The sequence below is a fragment of the Stenotrophomonas sp. SORGH_AS_0282 genome (assembly GCF_030818125.1).
Taxonomy (GTDB): Bacteria; Pseudomonadota; Gammaproteobacteria; order Xanthomonadales; family Xanthomonadaceae; genus Stenotrophomonas; species Stenotrophomonas rhizophila_A.
The window spans coordinates 176,388-191,058 of sequence record NZ_JAUTAB010000001.1; the positions used below are offsets into that span (position 1 = coordinate 176,388).

General features: G+C 67.9%; 14 protein-coding genes. 10 read left to right on the top strand and 4 right to left on the bottom strand.

Going from position 1 to position 14,671, the window contains the following annotated elements; genetic code table 11:
• Positions 1-20 precede the first annotated feature (20 nt).
• Complete coding sequence (locus QE395_RS00730; protein WP_184125977.1) at positions 21-1,826, top strand: DUF885 domain-containing protein; 1,806 nt, start codon at positions 21-23, stop codon at positions 1,824-1,826.
• A gap of 118 nt (positions 1,827-1,944) precedes the next feature.
• Here QE395_RS00730 and QE395_RS00735 read toward each other — a convergent pair whose 3' ends face one another.
• Positions 1,945-2,403: a hypothetical protein gene (locus tag QE395_RS00735; RefSeq protein WP_068854381.1), complete on the bottom strand. Its 459-nt coding sequence runs from the start codon at positions 2,401-2,403 to the stop codon at positions 1,945-1,947.
• A 200-nt stretch (positions 2,404-2,603) separates the two neighbouring features.
• Here QE395_RS00735 and QE395_RS00740 point away from each other — a divergent pair, with 200 nt between their 5' ends.
• The 4 genes from QE395_RS00740 to QE395_RS00755 are packed head-to-tail and all read left to right on the top strand — an operon-like array spanning position 2,604 to position 5,147.
• Positions 2,604-2,852, top strand: coding sequence for a hypothetical protein (locus tag QE395_RS00740; RefSeq protein WP_093532685.1), 249 nt, complete (start codon positions 2,604-2,606; stop codon positions 2,850-2,852).
• A gap of 60 nt (positions 2,853-2,912) precedes the next feature.
• On the top strand, positions 2,913-3,830 hold the full coding sequence (locus tag QE395_RS00745) for a bestrophin family protein (protein ID WP_068854379.1): 918 nt from the start codon (positions 2,913-2,915) through the stop codon (positions 3,828-3,830).
• A 23-nt stretch (positions 3,831-3,853) separates the two neighbouring features.
• A complete protein-coding gene (hemB, locus tag QE395_RS00750) occupies positions 3,854-4,843 on the top strand; it encodes a porphobilinogen synthase (protein WP_068854378.1) in 990 nt (329 codons plus the stop codon).
• A 31-nt stretch (positions 4,844-4,874) separates the two neighbouring features.
• Positions 4,875-5,147 (top strand): SHOCT domain-containing protein, encoded by a 273-nt coding sequence (locus tag QE395_RS00755; protein WP_093532686.1) that lies wholly within the window; start codon positions 4,875-4,877, stop codon positions 5,145-5,147.
• A 39-nt stretch (positions 5,148-5,186) separates the two neighbouring features.
• On the opposite strand, the gene QE395_RS00760 is transcribed toward QE395_RS00755, so the two are convergent.
• Positions 5,187-6,053, bottom strand: coding sequence for a TolB-like protein (locus tag QE395_RS00760; protein WP_306987290.1), 867 nt, complete (start codon positions 6,051-6,053; stop codon positions 5,187-5,189).
• A gap of 54 nt (positions 6,054-6,107) precedes the next feature.
• Between QE395_RS00760 and aroE the strand changes: the two genes are divergently transcribed.
• The 3 genes from aroE to dinG all read left to right on the top strand — a co-directional run bounded on the left by aroE (position 6,108) and on the right by dinG (position 9,511).
• Positions 6,108-6,950 (top strand): shikimate dehydrogenase, encoded by an 843-nt coding sequence (gene aroE / locus QE395_RS00765; RefSeq protein WP_306987291.1) that lies wholly within the window; start codon positions 6,108-6,110, stop codon positions 6,948-6,950.
• An 8-nt stretch (positions 6,951-6,958) separates the two neighbouring features.
• Positions 6,959-7,303 (top strand): hypothetical protein, encoded by a 345-nt coding sequence (locus tag QE395_RS00770; protein ID WP_306987293.1) that lies wholly within the window; start codon positions 6,959-6,961, stop codon positions 7,301-7,303.
• Positions 7,304-7,408: 105 nt separating this feature from the next.
• Positions 7,409-9,511 carry an ATP-dependent DNA helicase DinG gene (dinG, locus tag QE395_RS00775; protein WP_095363204.1) on the top strand — a complete coding sequence of 701 codons (2,103 nt, stop codon included), beginning with the start codon at positions 7,409-7,411 and terminating at the stop codon, positions 9,509-9,511.
• Between the two features lie 10 nt (positions 9,512-9,521).
• Here dinG and QE395_RS00780 read toward each other — a convergent pair whose 3' ends face one another.
• A complete protein-coding gene (locus tag QE395_RS00780) occupies positions 9,522-10,739 on the bottom strand; it encodes a DUF418 domain-containing protein (RefSeq protein WP_306987294.1) in 1,218 nt (405 codons plus the stop codon).
• Between the two features lie 56 nt (positions 10,740-10,795).
• Positions 10,796-12,628: a dihydroxy-acid dehydratase gene (ilvD, locus tag QE395_RS00785; protein ID WP_095363202.1), complete on the bottom strand. Its 1,833-nt coding sequence runs from the start codon at positions 12,626-12,628 to the stop codon at positions 10,796-10,798.
• 193 nt (positions 12,629-12,821) lie between these two features.
• Here ilvD and QE395_RS00790 point away from each other — a divergent pair, with 193 nt between their 5' ends.
• Positions 12,822-13,388 (top strand): DUF1190 domain-containing protein, encoded by a 567-nt coding sequence (locus QE395_RS00790; protein WP_095363201.1) that lies wholly within the window; start codon positions 12,822-12,824, stop codon positions 13,386-13,388.
• A 4-nt stretch (positions 13,389-13,392) separates the two neighbouring features.
• Positions 13,393-14,571, top strand: a complete 1,179-nt coding sequence (locus QE395_RS00795) for a glutathionylspermidine synthase family protein (protein ID WP_095363200.1) — start codon at positions 13,393-13,395, stop codon at positions 14,569-14,571.
• The last annotated feature ends 100 nt before the right edge of the window (positions 14,572-14,671 follow it).

A 14,671-nucleotide genomic window follows, 5' to 3' on the forward strand; every position in this document is an offset into this window, starting at 1 on the left:
CCCGCTCACTGGAGTCCTGCATGAAGCCGCTTGCCCTTGCCGTCGCGTTGGCCCTTTCCGTCCCCGCCGCGCTCAGTGCGCCGCCGGCCTTCGCTGCCGCTCCTGCCGCCACCAAGGCCCCGGCCAGTGCGGCCTGGGTGACCCGCAGCAACGAGCTGGCGCAGATCCTGCTCGATGCGCAGGGACCGTTCCAGCCGGAAGAGACCGGCTTCTTCGGCGTGCCCGGCTACGACGACAAGGTGGCCGATTTCGGGCCGGACAACGCCAAGCGCTACCGCGCCGCGATGGCCAAGGCGCGCGACCAGCTCAAGGCCAAGCTGGCCACCGAGCGCGACCCGAACGTGCGCCAGGACCTGGCGATCATGATCGCCGCCGCCGACGAGAACATCGAAGGCAGCGAACTCAACGAAAAGTACCTGCTGCCGTGGAGCGACACCCCGCAGACGGTGTTCAGCGGCATCAACCTGCTGCTGTCCGACCAGGTGCCGGCCGAGCGCCGCGCCAAGGCGCTGGACCGCCTGAAGGCGTATGCCGGCCTGGCCCCGGGCACCACCGCCATCACCACGCTGTCGCGCCAGCGCTATGAAGAGCGCCTGGCCGACAAGACCCTGCTGCAGCCGACGAAGATCGAGGTCGAGCAGTCGCTGGCCAACGTCGATACCTACATCACCGGCATCGAAAAGCTGTTCGACAAGTACAAGGTCGCCGGCGCCGACGAGGCGCTGAAGACCATCGCCACCCAGCTGCGCGAGTACCGCGACTGGACGAAGAGCGAGGTGCTGCCCAAGGCGCGCGCCGATGCGCGCCTGCCCGAGCCGCTGTACGCCTTCCAGCTCAAGCGCGTGGGCATCGACATCGACCCCAAGCTGCTGATGCAGCGGGCGCAGCTGGAGTTCATGGAAACCCGTTCGGCGATGCGCCAGCTGGCGCCGCTGGTGGTGAAGGCCAAGGGCCTGAAGGTGGCCGACCCGACCGACCCGGTGGCCGTGATCCGCGCGCTGAAGGGTGACAAGATCGCCAACGACCAGCTGGAACACCACTACCGCGGCGTGATCGATGCGATCGACCCGATCATCCGCGCCCAGAAGATCGTGGACGTGCCGCAGCGCCCGATGCAGATGCGGCTGGGCTCGGCCGCCGAAAGCGCTGCCTCGCCGGCCCCGCACTTCCTGCCGGCGCCGCTGGTGGGCAACACCGGCCAGCAGGGCACCTTCGTGTTGCCGCTGGGCAACCCGGCCGCCGGCGACAAGGCCGCGCAGTATGACGACTTCAACTTCGGCTCGGCCGCGTGGACGCTGAGCGCGCACGAAGGTCGCCCGGGCCATGAGCTGCAGTTCACCGCGATGGTGGAGCGCGGCGTGTCGCTGGCGCGCACGATGTTCGCGTTCAATTCGGTCAACGTGGAAGGCTGGGCGCTGTATGCCGAAGCCGAAATGGTGCCGTATGAGCCACTGGACGGGCAGTTGATCGCCCTGCAGTTCCGCCTGCTGCGCGCCGCGCGCGCGATGCTTGATCCGATGCTCAACCTGGGGCTTATCGACCGGGCCAAGGCCGAGCGCGTGCTGATCGACGAAGTGGGCCTGTCGCAGGCCATGGCCACCCAGGAACTGGACCGTTACATGGTGCGGTCGCCGGGCCAGGCGGGCAGCTACTTCTACGGCTACACCCGGATCCTGGAACTGCGCATGCAGACCGAACTGGCGCTGGGCGCGAAGTTCGACCGCCTGGCCTTCAACAACTTCCTGCTCGACCAGGGCCTGCTCCCGCCGGACCAGCTGGCCAAGGCGGTCAACGAGGTCTTCATCCCGCGGTACACGGCAAAGTAATCAACTCCGCGTGGGCCACGACCAACGGTCGTGGCCTACCGACCATTCGAACCGACCATTCGAACCGACCATTCGATCGGCTATCGGGTAGGTCACGACCGTTGGTCGTGACCCGCTTTCACCGGGTCGGCGTGATCGTCTGCACCGGCAGGCGCTCCGCCGGTGGCGGGTTGGGAACCCAGATTGCCACGCCGGCCGCGCGCTTCTGCGTGGTCGGAATGCCGATGCCCACGCCGCCGCCACTGTGCGAACCGTAGCTGCCGCCGCCTACGGACAGGCCGCCGCCTGAGCTGCTGGACTCCACGCCCATCAGGATCACCCCGTTGGCGCCGAGCGCGGCCGCTTCCTTCTTCAGCCGCATCACCGCCGCATCGGTCTGGCCTTGGGTGCCGAAGCCTGCCGCGCTGGTGGACTCCAACTGGGCGATTTCAATCGAACCCGGCGGTGGAGTGGAATAGATCTGCACCAGCGCCGGATCGGTGGGTGCACGGGTCTGGCCCAGCATCACCTTGGAAGTGCTGGCGCAGCCGGTCACGGCCAGCAGCACGCCGAGCAGCGGAAGGAGTCGAATGTTCATGGGTTCACCCTTGTTCGGCCTGGTCGGCCTGCGCCTGGATCATCCGGGCCGGCCACTGAATCGGCGCCAACCCCGTTCTGGCGAACGTTAACACCGCCGGGGTGAGCCTGCCGCATCCCGGTCTTGCCGCCGCCATCACGCGCCACTGGCGCGGGGGTCGCTACGCTGCCGCCAGCATTTTCAGGTTAGGGGAGCGGGGCATGGGATTGATCAGTTTGTTGTGGGGCGTGGTAGCCCTGTTGTGGATGATCCTCGCCCTGATCCCGCTGCTGGGCTGGGGCAACTGGTTCCTGATCCCGTTCGCCGCAGTCGGTGCGGTCATCGGCGCGCTCGGCATCCTGTTCACCCACCCGACCAAACGCGGCCGCGCGTGGACCGGCCTGCTGCTCAACGCGGTCGTGGTGGTGGTGGGCATCGTCCGCCTGTCCATCGGCGGCGGGATCGTCTGACTGCGACACCCCGTCGCACCTGCCGGGATGTCGCATCCGAGGGCGTAGAATGACCGCCCCATGATCATTCGTCCCCGCCCACACGGCTGGCAGCTGCTGTACATCCTGCGCGGCTCCATCGTGCCTGCCATCGCGCCCAAGGTGGCCGCCATCTTCGTGCTGGCCGTCGCGGTGGCCACCTTCGCCGAACTGGCCCACCCGCCGGGCATCGAGCGCGTGTCGGTGGCGCCGTTCACGCTGCTGGGCCTGGTGCTGTCCATCTTCCTGAGCTTCCGCAACAACGCCTGCTTCGACCGCTGGTGGGAAGGGCGCAAGCTGTGGGGCCAGCTCATCTATGAATCGCGCAGCCTGGCGCGGCTGTGCAGCACGCTGCTGGCCGGACAGCCGGCGCGCGCCGACCGCATCTGCCGCCTGGCCATCGCCTTCGCACATGCACTGGCCGCACGCCTGCGCGGGCAGGACGCCGCGCTGGCCGGGCTGCCCTGGGTAACCGAGGCCGACCGCGAGCGCTACGCGCAACGCCAGAACGTGCCGGACCAGCTGCTGGCGATGATCGCGGTGGAAACCACCGCCGCGCTGCATGCCGGCGAGATCGACAGCATCCTGTATGCCCAGTTCGAAACCCGCCTGCATGCGTTGTCCAGCATCCAGGCCGGCTGCGAGCGCATCCTGCTGACCCCGCTGCCGTTCGCCTACACCCTGCTGCTGCACCGCTGCGCGTGGATGTTCTGCGTGCTGCTGCCGTTCGGCCTGGCCAGTTCGCTGGGCTGGGCCACCCCAGTGGTGTCGGCGGTGCTGGCCTATGCCTTCTTCGGGCTGGACCAGTTGGGCGAGGAAATGGAAGAACCGTTCGGGCTGGAACCCAACGACCTGCCGCTGGATGCGATGGTCCGCACCATCGAAATCGACCTGCTCGACAGCCTGGGCGTGCGCCCGCTGCCGGAACCCCTGCAACCGCAGCGCTACCTGCTGCAGTAACCGAATACCGTCTGGAGCATCCCATGGCCCACCCCGACTATCGCCCCCGCCGCATGCGCCACGACGAGTTCTCGCGCCGGCTGATGCGCGAAAACACGCTGACCACCGACGACCTGATCTACCCGGTGTTCGTGCACGAGCTGGCCGGCCGAGCGCCGGTCGCTTCGATGCCGGGCGTGGAACGGCTGTCGATCGATGAGCTGCTGAAGGTGGCCGAGGAAGCCTTGGAACTTGGCATCCCGGTGATCGACCTGTTCCCGGTGATCGACCCGGCCGGCAAGAGCCTGGATGCGGCCGCCGCGTGGGACGAGAACGGCCTGGCACAGCGGGCGATCCGCGCGCTGAAATCGCGCTTCCCCGAGCTGGGGGTGATGACCGACGTAGCGCTGGATCCGTACACCACCCACGGCCAGGACGGAATCATCGACGACAAGGGCTACGTGCTCAACGACATCACCGTGGCCGCGCTGGTCAAGCAGTCGCTGTCGCACGCCGAAGCCGGCGTGGACATCATTTCGCCGTCGGACATGATGGACGGCCGCATCGGCGCGATCCGCCGCGCGCTGGACGCCCAGAACCACGTCAACGTGCGCATCATGGCGTACTCGGCGAAGTATGCCTCGGCGTTCTACGGCCCGTTCCGCGACGCGGTGGGCAGCTCGGCCAGCCTCGGCAAGGCCGACAAGAAGACCTACCAGATGGACCCGGCCAACGGCGACGAGGCCATGCGCGAAATCGCGCTGGACCTGGAGGAAGGCGCGGACATGGTGATGGTCAAGCCGGGCATGCCCTACCTGGACCTGGTGCGCCGGGTGAAGCAGCAGTTCGGCGTGCCGACGTTCGCGTACCAGGTCAGTGGCGAGTACGCGATGATGAAAGCGGCCTTCGCCAACGGCTGGCTGGACGAACGCGCCTGCGTGCTGGAGTCGCTGATCGGCTTCAAGCGGGCCGGTGCCGATGGCGTGCTGACCTATTTCGCACCGCAGGTGGCGCGTTGGCTGCGCGAACGCTGACAATACGCGTCAACACGCAGACAGGAGCAGGATGATGCAGACGATGGGATGGGTGCAGTGGCTGACCTGGGGCACCGGCGTGCTGGTGTTCGCGGTGGTGATCGGCCTGGTCATCCGTGGCGTGCTGCGTGCCGCCCGCCGCGCGCCCGAGCAACCCTCGGCCGCCGCCCGCCTGGCCCGCGAAGCCAACCTGCCGCCGGCCGTGCAGGCCCAGCTGGCTGCGCTGAACCAGCGCAAGGACAACGGCGAGATCAGCGAAACCGAGTACGAAGAGCAGCGCGCCGCCTTGCTGCGCGCGTACTGAAGGAAAAGCGTACCGACCAACGGTCGGTACCTACCATCCTTACCCGCAGCCAGCCACCGCTGGTGTGCGCAACCTGTACAGATCCAACCCGCCGGCCTTCGGCGACTTTGCCTGCCCAGCCACCACCATCTCGCTGGGCTTGGACGCATCCACCACCGGCGCACCGGTCTGCCCGTCGGCGGTATTGAACGACAACGCCAGCGGCACCGCCGCCGCGCCGTAGTCGCAGCCCACCTGCCACACCTGCGAATGCCCACCCGCCACGCGGGTGAACACAAGCGCCCCGCCATTGCCCAGCCAATCGCCGCCCAGCTCGTCGGCCGCGCTGTTGAGCGGCGCCGGCAACGGTGTTGCCGCGTTGAACCCGCGGCCCTGCGCGGTCGCCACGAACAGGTCGAACCCGCCCTGGGTGCCCTTGCCATTGCGGGCGAACAGCAGCACCTGCCCATCCGCACGCACCGCCGGGCGGCGCTCGTCGGCGGCCGTGTTGACCGTCACCGGCATCGCCAGCACGGTGCCGAAGCTGCCGTCCTCGCGGATCATCACCCCATACAGGTCGAACCCACCGCGCCCGCTGCCGCCGTTGGAGGCGAAGTACAGCCAGGCCCCGTCGTGGCTGAAGAACGGATCCACCTCATCCCCGGCAGTGTTGAACGCCAGCGGCGCCGGGTCCTGCCAGCGCCCGTCGCGCAGCGTGGCCTGCCACAGGTCCCAGCCGCCGGCTCCGCCGGGCCGGTCGCTGGCCCAGATGATGCGCTTGCCATCCGGCGCGATGGTCGCCTGGGCCTCGTTGGCCTTGGTCGACACCACCCCCATGCCTTCAATGCCGAACTCGGAAAGCGCCATCGCGCCCGGTGCGGAGAGTAAACTCAGGCTCAGCGCGAGCAGAGACAAGGGAGTGCGCATAGTCGCTTCCATTGGGGTTTGCGTTTCAATCCAGGCCCGGAGTTTAAGACACCCATGACCGCCCGTTACGCCGTATTCGGCCAGCCCATCGCCCACTCGCAGTCGCCGCACATCCATGCCGCGTTCGCCCGCCAGGAAGGCATCGCGCTGGATTACCGCGCCATTGAAGCGGCACCGGCCGATTTCCCGGGGGCGCTGGAGGCGTTCGCCGCCGACGGTGGCGTCGGTGCCAATGTCACCGCGCCGCTGAAGGAAATCGCCTTCGGTCTGTGCAAGACCTTTACCTCCCGCGCCATGCTGGCCCAGTCGGTCAACACGCTGCTGCGCAAGGGTGACGGCTGGCACGGCGACACCACCGATGGCGTGGGCCTGGTGCGCGACCTCACCGACCGCCACAGCCTGGACCTGCGCGGCCGCCGCGTGCTGCTGCTGGGTGCCGGTGGTTCGGCGCGCAGCGTAGCCCCGGCGCTGCTGGATGCCGGCATCCGCGAACTGGTGGTGGTCAACCGTACGCCCGAGCGTGCCGACGAGCTGAGCGATGCGATCGGCGAGCCCGGCCGCGTGCTGACACAGTACTGGGACCGCATGGACGAACTCGGCGACTTCGAGCTGATCGTCAACGCCACCTCTGCGGGCCGTGATCGCAATGAAGAGTTCAAGCTGCCGCTGTCACTGGTCAACAGCATGACCACCGCCGTGGACCTGAACTATGGCGAGGCCTCCTTCGCGTTCCTGGCCTGGGCCCGCGCGGCACAGTGCCGCAACATCGTCGACGGCCTTGGCATGCTGGTCGAGCAGGCCGCCACCAGCTTCCAGCAATGGCACGAAGTGCGCCCGGAAACCGATCCGGTCTACGCCGAACTGCGCGCCCGCAACGCCCTGGCAGGTGAAGAGTGAGCAGCAGCATGGACCTGCTGCTCAGCCTGCTGGGCATGGCCGCGATGCGCCTGCCGGTGCTGATCGCGCTGGCGGTGTCGCTGGTGTGGGTGGTGGATACCCCGCGCGGCGCCATCCGCAGTGTCGCCCTGTGGGCGCTGGGCCTGCTGCTGGCCGGCACCCTGGGCGGGCTGGCGCTGAACATCGTCCCGACCTGGCTGGTCCAGACCGGCGACTACGGCAACGTGCAGATGCTGTCGTACTGGCTGCGCGGCGGCCACTTCGCGCTGGGCCTGGTGGATGCCCTGGCCACGGTGCTGCTGGTGTGGGCGATGACCCGAGCGCTGCGCAACCGCGCCACCCCGGCCGCCTGACCGGGCGACCCCGGTCACGGAACTGAACCGGCGCGGAAAAATCCGCGCCGGGCACGGGCCCCGGGCATGAGAAAATACCCGCCTGATCCAGGCAGGACCCCCGGCGTGACCGAAAAAGTTGAAGCCCCGCGCGCGCTGAACGACGAGCTCAAGACCGTCATCCGCGATGCCTACGCCAAGCTGCAGGCCAATACCCCCGGCTTCAGCACGCGGCGTTCGCAGAGCCAGATGATCGGCGTGGTTTCGCGTGCGCTGTCGCAGAGCGGCGGGGTAGGGGTGGTCGAGGCGCCCACCGGCGTGGGTAAGAGCCTGGGTTACCTCACCGCCGGCGTGCCGATTGCGCTGGCCACGAAGAAAAAGCTGGTGATCAGCACCGGCACCGTGGCGCTGCAGTCGCAGCTGGTCGAGCGCGACATCCCGAACTTCCTCAAGGCCACCGGCCTGGAGGCCACCGTGGCGCTGGCCAAGGGCCGCACCCGCTACCTGTGCACGCGCAATGCCGCCGAAGCGCATGGCGATGGCGCGCAGGAAGGCATGTTCGAGGACGAACAGCCGCTGTTCGACCGCCCGCTGGCGCCGATTGAAATGGACCTGGCGCAGAAGCTGAGCAAGGACTTCGTCGAAGGCCGCTGGAATGGCGACCTGGACAACGCGCCAGATACCATCAGCCCCTCGCTGCGCTCGCGCATCACCACCCCGGCGTCGGGCTGCGCGGGCCGCAAGTGCGCCTACTCGGCGCAGTGTGCGGTGCTGCGCGCACGCAACACCGTGCGTGATGCGCAGATCGTGGTGACCAACCACGCGTTGCTGCTGTCGGCGCTCTCCATTGGCGAAAGCGACAACGGCCAGCCGCTGATCGCCCCTCCCTCGGACATGCTGCTGGTGCTCGACGAAGGCCACCACATCGGCAACGTAGCCATCGACCAGGGCTCGGCCAGCCTGGCCCTGGATGAGATGGCCAAGCGCACCGGCCGCCTGCAGATCCTGATCGCCGCCGCCTACCGCGCGGTGGACAAGGACAAGCTGGGCAACCTGCTGCCCAACGAAGCCATCGACGTGGCCGCGCGGGTCAGCAAGCAGCTGCGCGCGTTCCGCGACGTGATCGACCGCAGCTGGCAACCGGACCCGACCGCGCAGGAACCGATGTGGCGCGCGCCGAACGGGCGCCTGCCGGATATCTGGATGGCCGACATCGAGGCGCTGGCCGACGATACCCGCGCGCTGTTCAACTGGGCCCACGCCGCGCAGTCGCAGGTGGCCAAGGGCAAGCCCGAAGATGCCGCGCGCGAGCGCCTGCAGCGCACGCTCGGCATGGCGCTGGAAATGATCGAACAGCAGCACAACCTGTGGACCGCCTGGCGCCGCGAGGACAAGGAAGGCCAGCCGCCGTTCGCGCGCTGGGTGACGCTGTCGCGCGATGGCGACCTGATCCTGCACGGCTCGCCCGTGTCGGCCGCCAACGTGCTGCGCAAGCTGTTGTGGGATGAAGTGGATTCAGTGGTGATGACCTCGGCCACGCTCACCGGCGGTGGCGATTTCCAGGCGCTGGCGATCGACAACGGCATTCCCAACGACGCCGAGATGGTCTCGCTGGCTTCCCCGTTCGACCTGCCCAACCAGGCCGAGCTGATCGTGCCCAACTTCCCGGTCACCCCGGACGACCGCGACCGGCACCCGAAGGAAGTAGCCAAGTACCTGGTAAAGGAACTGGACTGGAGCAAGGGCAGCATCGTGCTGTTCACCTCGCGCTGGAAGATGGAGAAGGTGGCCGAGCTGATGCCGGCCGCGCAGCGCAAGCAGGTGCTGGTGCAGGGTGAGACCGCCAAACAGAAGATGATCGACGAGCACCTGCGGCGCACCTCGGCAGGCGAGGGGTCGGTGCTGTTCGGGCTGAACTCGTTCGGCGAAGGCCTCGATCTGCCTGGCGAAGCCTGCACCACGGTGGTGATCACCCAGGTACCGTTCGCGGTGCCGACCGATCCGCAGACCTCCACGTTGAGCGAATGGTTCGAGAGCCGTGGGTTGAACGCCTTCAACCTGATCGCCATCCCGCACGCGCTGCGCACGCTGACCCAGTTCGCCGGTCGTCTGATCCGCACCTCCACCGACACCGGCCGCGTCATCATCCTCGACTCGCGGCTGATCAGCCGCCGTTACGGCAAGCGCATCATCGATGCGTTGCCGCCGTTCAAGCGGGTCATCGGCTGACGAGCACGCTCTACGTGCGTCGCATCGGCAGCCGCTGCCCATCGCTCAGGCTGCGCCACAGCCACTCCGCCGGGCCGAAGTAATACCGTCGCAGCCACCAGGCACTCAGCCACACCTGCAGCGGAAACACGATGGCCGCTACCAGCAGTACCGGCCACAGGCCGTGCGAGGGCCCGATACCGAGCCCGAATCCGGCAAACAGCGGCACGCACACCAGGCTCTGCAGCAGGTAGTTGCTCAACGTCATGCGCCCGGCCGGCACCAGCACGCGCAACCCGCGCTCGGCCCACGGCCGCAGGTACAGCAGCGCGAATCCGCAGGCGATGGCGATGCCCAGCGCCAGCGGTGCCACCCGGTAGCTCACCCGCAGCAGATAGCCCGGTACCCCATCGCGCAGCAGCGGCCATTGCGCCTTCAGCGCGGGCGCAGCGGCCTCGATGCACAGGAACACCACCCCAACCACCGCGCCGCCGACGCACAGGCCCCACAGCAGCGACAGGTGCTGTTCGGGCCGCTGCAACAGCCCCCGGCGCCCCGCCCAGTAGCCCAGCAGGAAGCGGCCCAGCACGAACAGCAGCAGGGCCCAGTTGGTCAGCCGCACCCAGCCGCCCAGCACCAGGTTCTGCCACCACGCCTGCCAGAGCGTGCCGCTGGACAGCGCATCCAGCGCATTCCCATACATCTGCGTGCGCGGCGTCAGCGTCAGCACCCACTCGCGCATCCACGGCGACAGCAGCGGTGGCAGGAACAGCGCCGCCACCAGGCCGGCCACCAGCAACCCGCGGTTGCCCAGGTGCCGGAACAGCGGCAGCAGCAGGCCGACGACGGCATAGGTCAGCAGGATGTCGCCCCACCACAGCACCGTGGCATGCAGCAGCCCGATCAGGGCCAACGCCCCCATCCGGCGCAGATGCGGAACCAGCCCGGGCTGTCTCTCCATCTGCATGGCAAAGCCCATGCCGAACAGCAGCGAGAAGATCGTCACCGCCTTCATATCCAGCAGCCACCCCATCCCGGTGCGCACCACATGATCCAGCGTGGCACTCCGCAGCGCCTGCTGCGCGGCCTCATCCAGCAAGGCATCCAGCGAATAGAACCGCAGGTTGACCAGGAACACGCCCAGCAGCGCGAAGCCGCGCAGCGCATCGATCAGCGGTTGGCGCGGGGGTCGCGGCGGCGCATCGGTCAACAATTGGCGGGGTGGCCCCATGGCGTAGAGCCACGCCATGCGTGGCTGCGTATCAACAGGCACCCAGTAGAGCCGGGCCCAGCCCGGCTGTCCAGCTACAGCTTGCCCAGATCCCGCACCGCGCCCTTGTCCGCGCTGGTCGCCAACAACGCATAGGCCTTGAGCGCCCCGGTCACCTTGCGCGGACGCGCCTCCCGTGGCTTCCACCCCAACGCATCCTGCTCCGCACGCCGCGTCGCCAAGGTAGCGGCATCCACCAGCACATCAATCCGCCGCGCCGGAATATCGATCCGGATCCGGTCGCCATCCCGCACCAATCCAATCGTGCCGCCCGCCGCCGCTTCCGGTGACGCATGCCCGATCGACAGCCCGGACGTACCACCCGAGAACCGCCCATCGGTCAGCAGCGCACACTGTTTGCCCAGTCCCTTCGATTTCAGGTAGCTGGTCGGGTACAGCATCTCCTGCATGCCAGGCCCGCCACGCGGGCCCTCATAGCGGATCACCACCACGTCGCCGGCCCGCACCTCGTCGGCCAGGATGCCCTGCACGGCCGCGTCCTGGCTTTCGAACACCTTCGCATTGCCCTCGAACACGTGGATGGACTCATCCACGCCGGCGGTCTTCACCACGCAGCCATCCTCGGCCAGGTTGCCGCGCAGCACCGCCAGCCCACCTTCGGCCGAATACGCGTTTGCTACATCGCGGATACACCCCTCGGCGCGGTCCAGGTCCAACGAAGGCCAGCGCGTCGCCTGGCTGAAAGCCACCTGGGTCGGAATGCCGGCCGGGCCGGCACTGAAGAATTCATGCACGCCCGCATCGTCGGTCACCGCTACATCCCAGCGCGCAATGGCATCGGCCAGGGTGCGGCTGTGCACGGTCGGCACATCTACATGCAGCAGCCCGCCGCGTGCCAGTGACCCGAGGATTGCGAACACGCCACCGGCGCGGTGCACATCCTCCATGTGGTACTTCGGCGTATTCGGCGCCACCTTGCACAACTGCGGCACCCGTCGCGACAGCGCGTCGATGGCGTGCAGGTCGAAGTCCACCTCCGCTTCCTGCGCGGCCGCCAGCAGATGCAGGATGGTGTTGGTGGAACCGCCCATGGCGATATCCAGCGTCATCGCATTCTCGAATGCCGCACGCGTGGCGATCCCGCGCGGCAGCGCGCTGGCATCTTCGCCGCCATACCAGCGGTGGCACAGCTCCACCACCAGCCGACCGGCACGGCGGAACAGCTGCTCGCGGTCGGCGTGGGTGGCCAGGGTCGACCCGTTGCCTGGCAGCGACAGGCCCAGCGCTTCGGTCAGGCAGTTCATCGAGTTCGCGGTGAACATGCCCGAACACGACCCGCAGGTAGGACAGGCGCTGCGTTCGTACTCGGCCACCTTTTCATCGGAGGCGCTGGCATCGGCGGCGATCACCATTGCATCCACCAGGTCCAGCTTGTGCTCGGCCAGCCGGGTCTTGCCCGCTTCCATCGGCCCACCGGAAACGAACACCACCGGGATGTTCAACCGCAGGGCGGCCATCAGCATGCCGGGGGTGATCTTGTCGCAGTTGGAAATGCACACCAGCGCATCGGCGCAGTGCGCGTTGACCATGTACTCCACCGAGTCGGCGATGATCTCGCGGCTGGGCAGCGAATACAGCATGCCGTCGTGGCCCATGGCGATGCCGTCATCCACCGCGATGGTGTTGAACTCCTTGGCCACCCCGCCGACCTGTTCGATCTCGCGCGCCACCAATTGGCCCAGGTCCTTGAGGTGCACGTGGCCGGGCACGAACTGGGTAAATGAATTGGCGATGGCGATGATCGGCTTGTGGAAGTCCGCATCGGTCATGCCGGTGGCGCGCCACAGGGCGCGGGCGCCGGCCATGTTGCGGCCGGCGGTGGAGGTACGGGAGCGGTATTCAGGCATGGGGGCTGGCAGGATCTGGCGGGCCGTGGGGGCGCGTTGCTACTCGATTCTGCCCAAAAATTCCGGTTGCTGTTGCAACCGTCCGGACGGGCGATCCTGAAACGCCGTTCATCTTTTTCACTTTGCCGGTTTTGGTTGTTGGCGGCGATCAGGCATGATTGAGGCGATAACCGTACACAGGGGGCATGCCGCCATGAAACGTTCCAGGACCACCGCACTGCTGCTGATGAGCGCCGCGCCGCTGCTGTTCACCGCGTGCCAGAAGGATGAGGCCGTGCAGGTGCAGGAGGGGCTGTACACCTCGGTGCAGGCCTGTACCGACGCCACCGGTGACCCGTCCGCCTGCCGCACGGCGTTCGCCGAAGCGCAGAAGCAGTCCGCTGATGCGGCCCCCAAGTACGCCTCGCGTGCCGAATGCGAAGCCGAGTACAACGCCGAGCAGTGCGTGGAACAGAAGACCTCCACCGGCCATTCGTTCATCGGCCCGATGATGATGGGCTTCTTCATGTCGCAGATGCTCAGCAACCGTGGCGGCGCCGGCCTGGCGCAGGCCCCGGCGGCCAGCCCGGCCTACCAGGACAAGGCCAAGGGCTGGGCGCGCCCGGCCCCGGGCGGCAGCGGCGGCCTCAACACCGCCAGCGGCATCGGCGCCGGCAAGGCGGGCCTCGCCCCGGTGAACGCCACCCCGAACCGCGCCGTCACCGCCAGTCGTGGCGGCTTTGGCAACACCAGCAGCAGCCGCAGCAGCTACGGCGGTTGATGCAATGAAGCGTGTGCGAATCGACGAGCGCAGCCAGTGGCGCGCGCGTGCCGCCGAGTCCGGTTTCCGCTTCCACACCATCGACGGCCTGCCGTACTGGGATGAAACCGCGTACTACGCCTTCACCCTGCGCCAGATCGAGCAGGAGATCGAAGACCCCAGCGCCGAGCTGCATGCGATGGCGATGGAACTGGTGGACGAGGTGGTGCGCAGCGAACAGCTGATGGACCAGCTGGCGATTCCGCCCGCGTTCCGCGACTGGATCGCCAACAGCTGGCGCCGCGGCGAACCGCACCTGTACGGCCGGTTGGACTTCGCCTATGACGGCACCGGTCCGGCCAAGCTCTACGAGCTCAATTACGACACGCCGACCTCGCTGTTCGAGGCCTCGTTCTTCCAATGGCAGTGGCTGGAAGACCAGCGCAACCAGAATCGCCTGCCGCCGCACGCCGACCAGTTCAACGCCATCCACGAGGCGCTGGTGGAGCGCTTCGGGCAGCTGTCGGCGCAGTTGCCGCCGCCACTGTACTTCAGTGCCGTGGGCAGTTCCGAAGAAGACCAGGGCACCGTGGCCTACCTGCGCGACTGCGCGGCCCAGGCCGGGCTGCGTGGCGAGGCGATCGCAATCGAAGACATCGGCCTGTCCGAAGACGGGCGCTTCACCGCGCTCGACGACACGGTGATCGGCAGCCTGTTCAAGCTGTACCCGCTGGAAGACCTGATGACCGAATCGTTCGGGCAGGCGCTGCCCACCTCGGGCGTGCAGCTGCTGGAACCCGCGTGGAAGGCGATCCTGAGCAACAAGGGCGTGCTGCCGCTGCTGTGGCAGCGCCACCGTGGCCACCCGAACCTGCTGGCGGCCGAGTTCGATGACGGCAGCGCGCTGCCGGCCGGCTGGGTGCGCAAGCCGCTGTTCTCGCGCGAAGGTGCCAACGTGGCCATGCATCTGGCCGACGGCAGCTGGCAGGAGAGCGAAGGTCCGTACAACGGCCCGGCGATCCGCCAGGCCGCGCATCCGCTCACGTCGTTCGACGGCGGTTACCCGCTGATCGGCAGCTGGATCGTGGGCGACCAGGCCTGTGGCATGGGCATCCGCGAAGATGACAGCCGGATCACCCGCGACAGCGCCCGGTTCGTCCCGCACGCCATCATCGACGAAGCACCAACGCGGATTTACGTCTGATGGGTTACCGGCGTCACGACCAACGGTCGTGACCTACCGGCGAAGCGGCCGTTTGCCGGATCAAACCGGCGCTGCGGCCGGTCCGGCCGACCGCACCAAA

Excerpts from the sequence above, each read along its gene's own strand:
- QE395_RS00780 (WP_306987294.1), bottom strand. The coding sequence starts at position 10,739 with ATGGCGTGGCTCTACGCCATGGGGCCACCCCGCCAATTGTTGACCGAT.
- aroE (WP_306987291.1), top strand. The coding sequence starts at position 6,108 with ATGACCGCCCGTTACGCCGTATTCGGCCAGCCCATCGCCCACTCGCAG.
- QE395_RS00735 (WP_068854381.1), bottom strand. The coding sequence starts at position 2,403 with ATGAACATTCGACTCCTTCCGCTGCTCGGCGTGCTGCTGGCCGTGACC.
- QE395_RS00770 (WP_306987293.1), top strand. The coding sequence starts at position 6,959 with ATGGACCTGCTGCTCAGCCTGCTGGGCATGGCCGCGATGCGCCTGCCG.
- ilvD (WP_095363202.1), bottom strand. The coding sequence starts at position 12,628 with ATGCCTGAATACCGCTCCCGTACCTCCACCGCCGGCCGCAACATGGCC.
- QE395_RS00790 (WP_095363201.1), top strand. The coding sequence starts at position 12,822 with ATGAAACGTTCCAGGACCACCGCACTGCTGCTGATGAGCGCCGCGCCG.
- QE395_RS00740 (WP_093532685.1), top strand. The coding sequence starts at position 2,604 with ATGGGATTGATCAGTTTGTTGTGGGGCGTGGTAGCCCTGTTGTGGATG.
- QE395_RS00760 (WP_306987290.1), bottom strand. The coding sequence starts at position 6,053 with ATGCGCACTCCCTTGTCTCTGCTCGCGCTGAGCCTGAGTTTACTCTCC.
- QE395_RS00745 (WP_068854379.1), top strand. The coding sequence starts at position 2,913 with ATGATCATTCGTCCCCGCCCACACGGCTGGCAGCTGCTGTACATCCTG.
- QE395_RS00795 (WP_095363200.1), top strand. The coding sequence starts at position 13,393 with ATGAAGCGTGTGCGAATCGACGAGCGCAGCCAGTGGCGCGCGCGTGCC.
- QE395_RS00755 (WP_093532686.1), top strand. The coding sequence starts at position 4,875 with ATGATGCAGACGATGGGATGGGTGCAGTGGCTGACCTGGGGCACCGGC.
- hemB (WP_068854378.1), top strand. The coding sequence starts at position 3,854 with ATGGCCCACCCCGACTATCGCCCCCGCCGCATGCGCCACGACGAGTTC.
- QE395_RS00730 (WP_184125977.1), top strand. The coding sequence starts at position 21 with ATGAAGCCGCTTGCCCTTGCCGTCGCGTTGGCCCTTTCCGTCCCCGCC.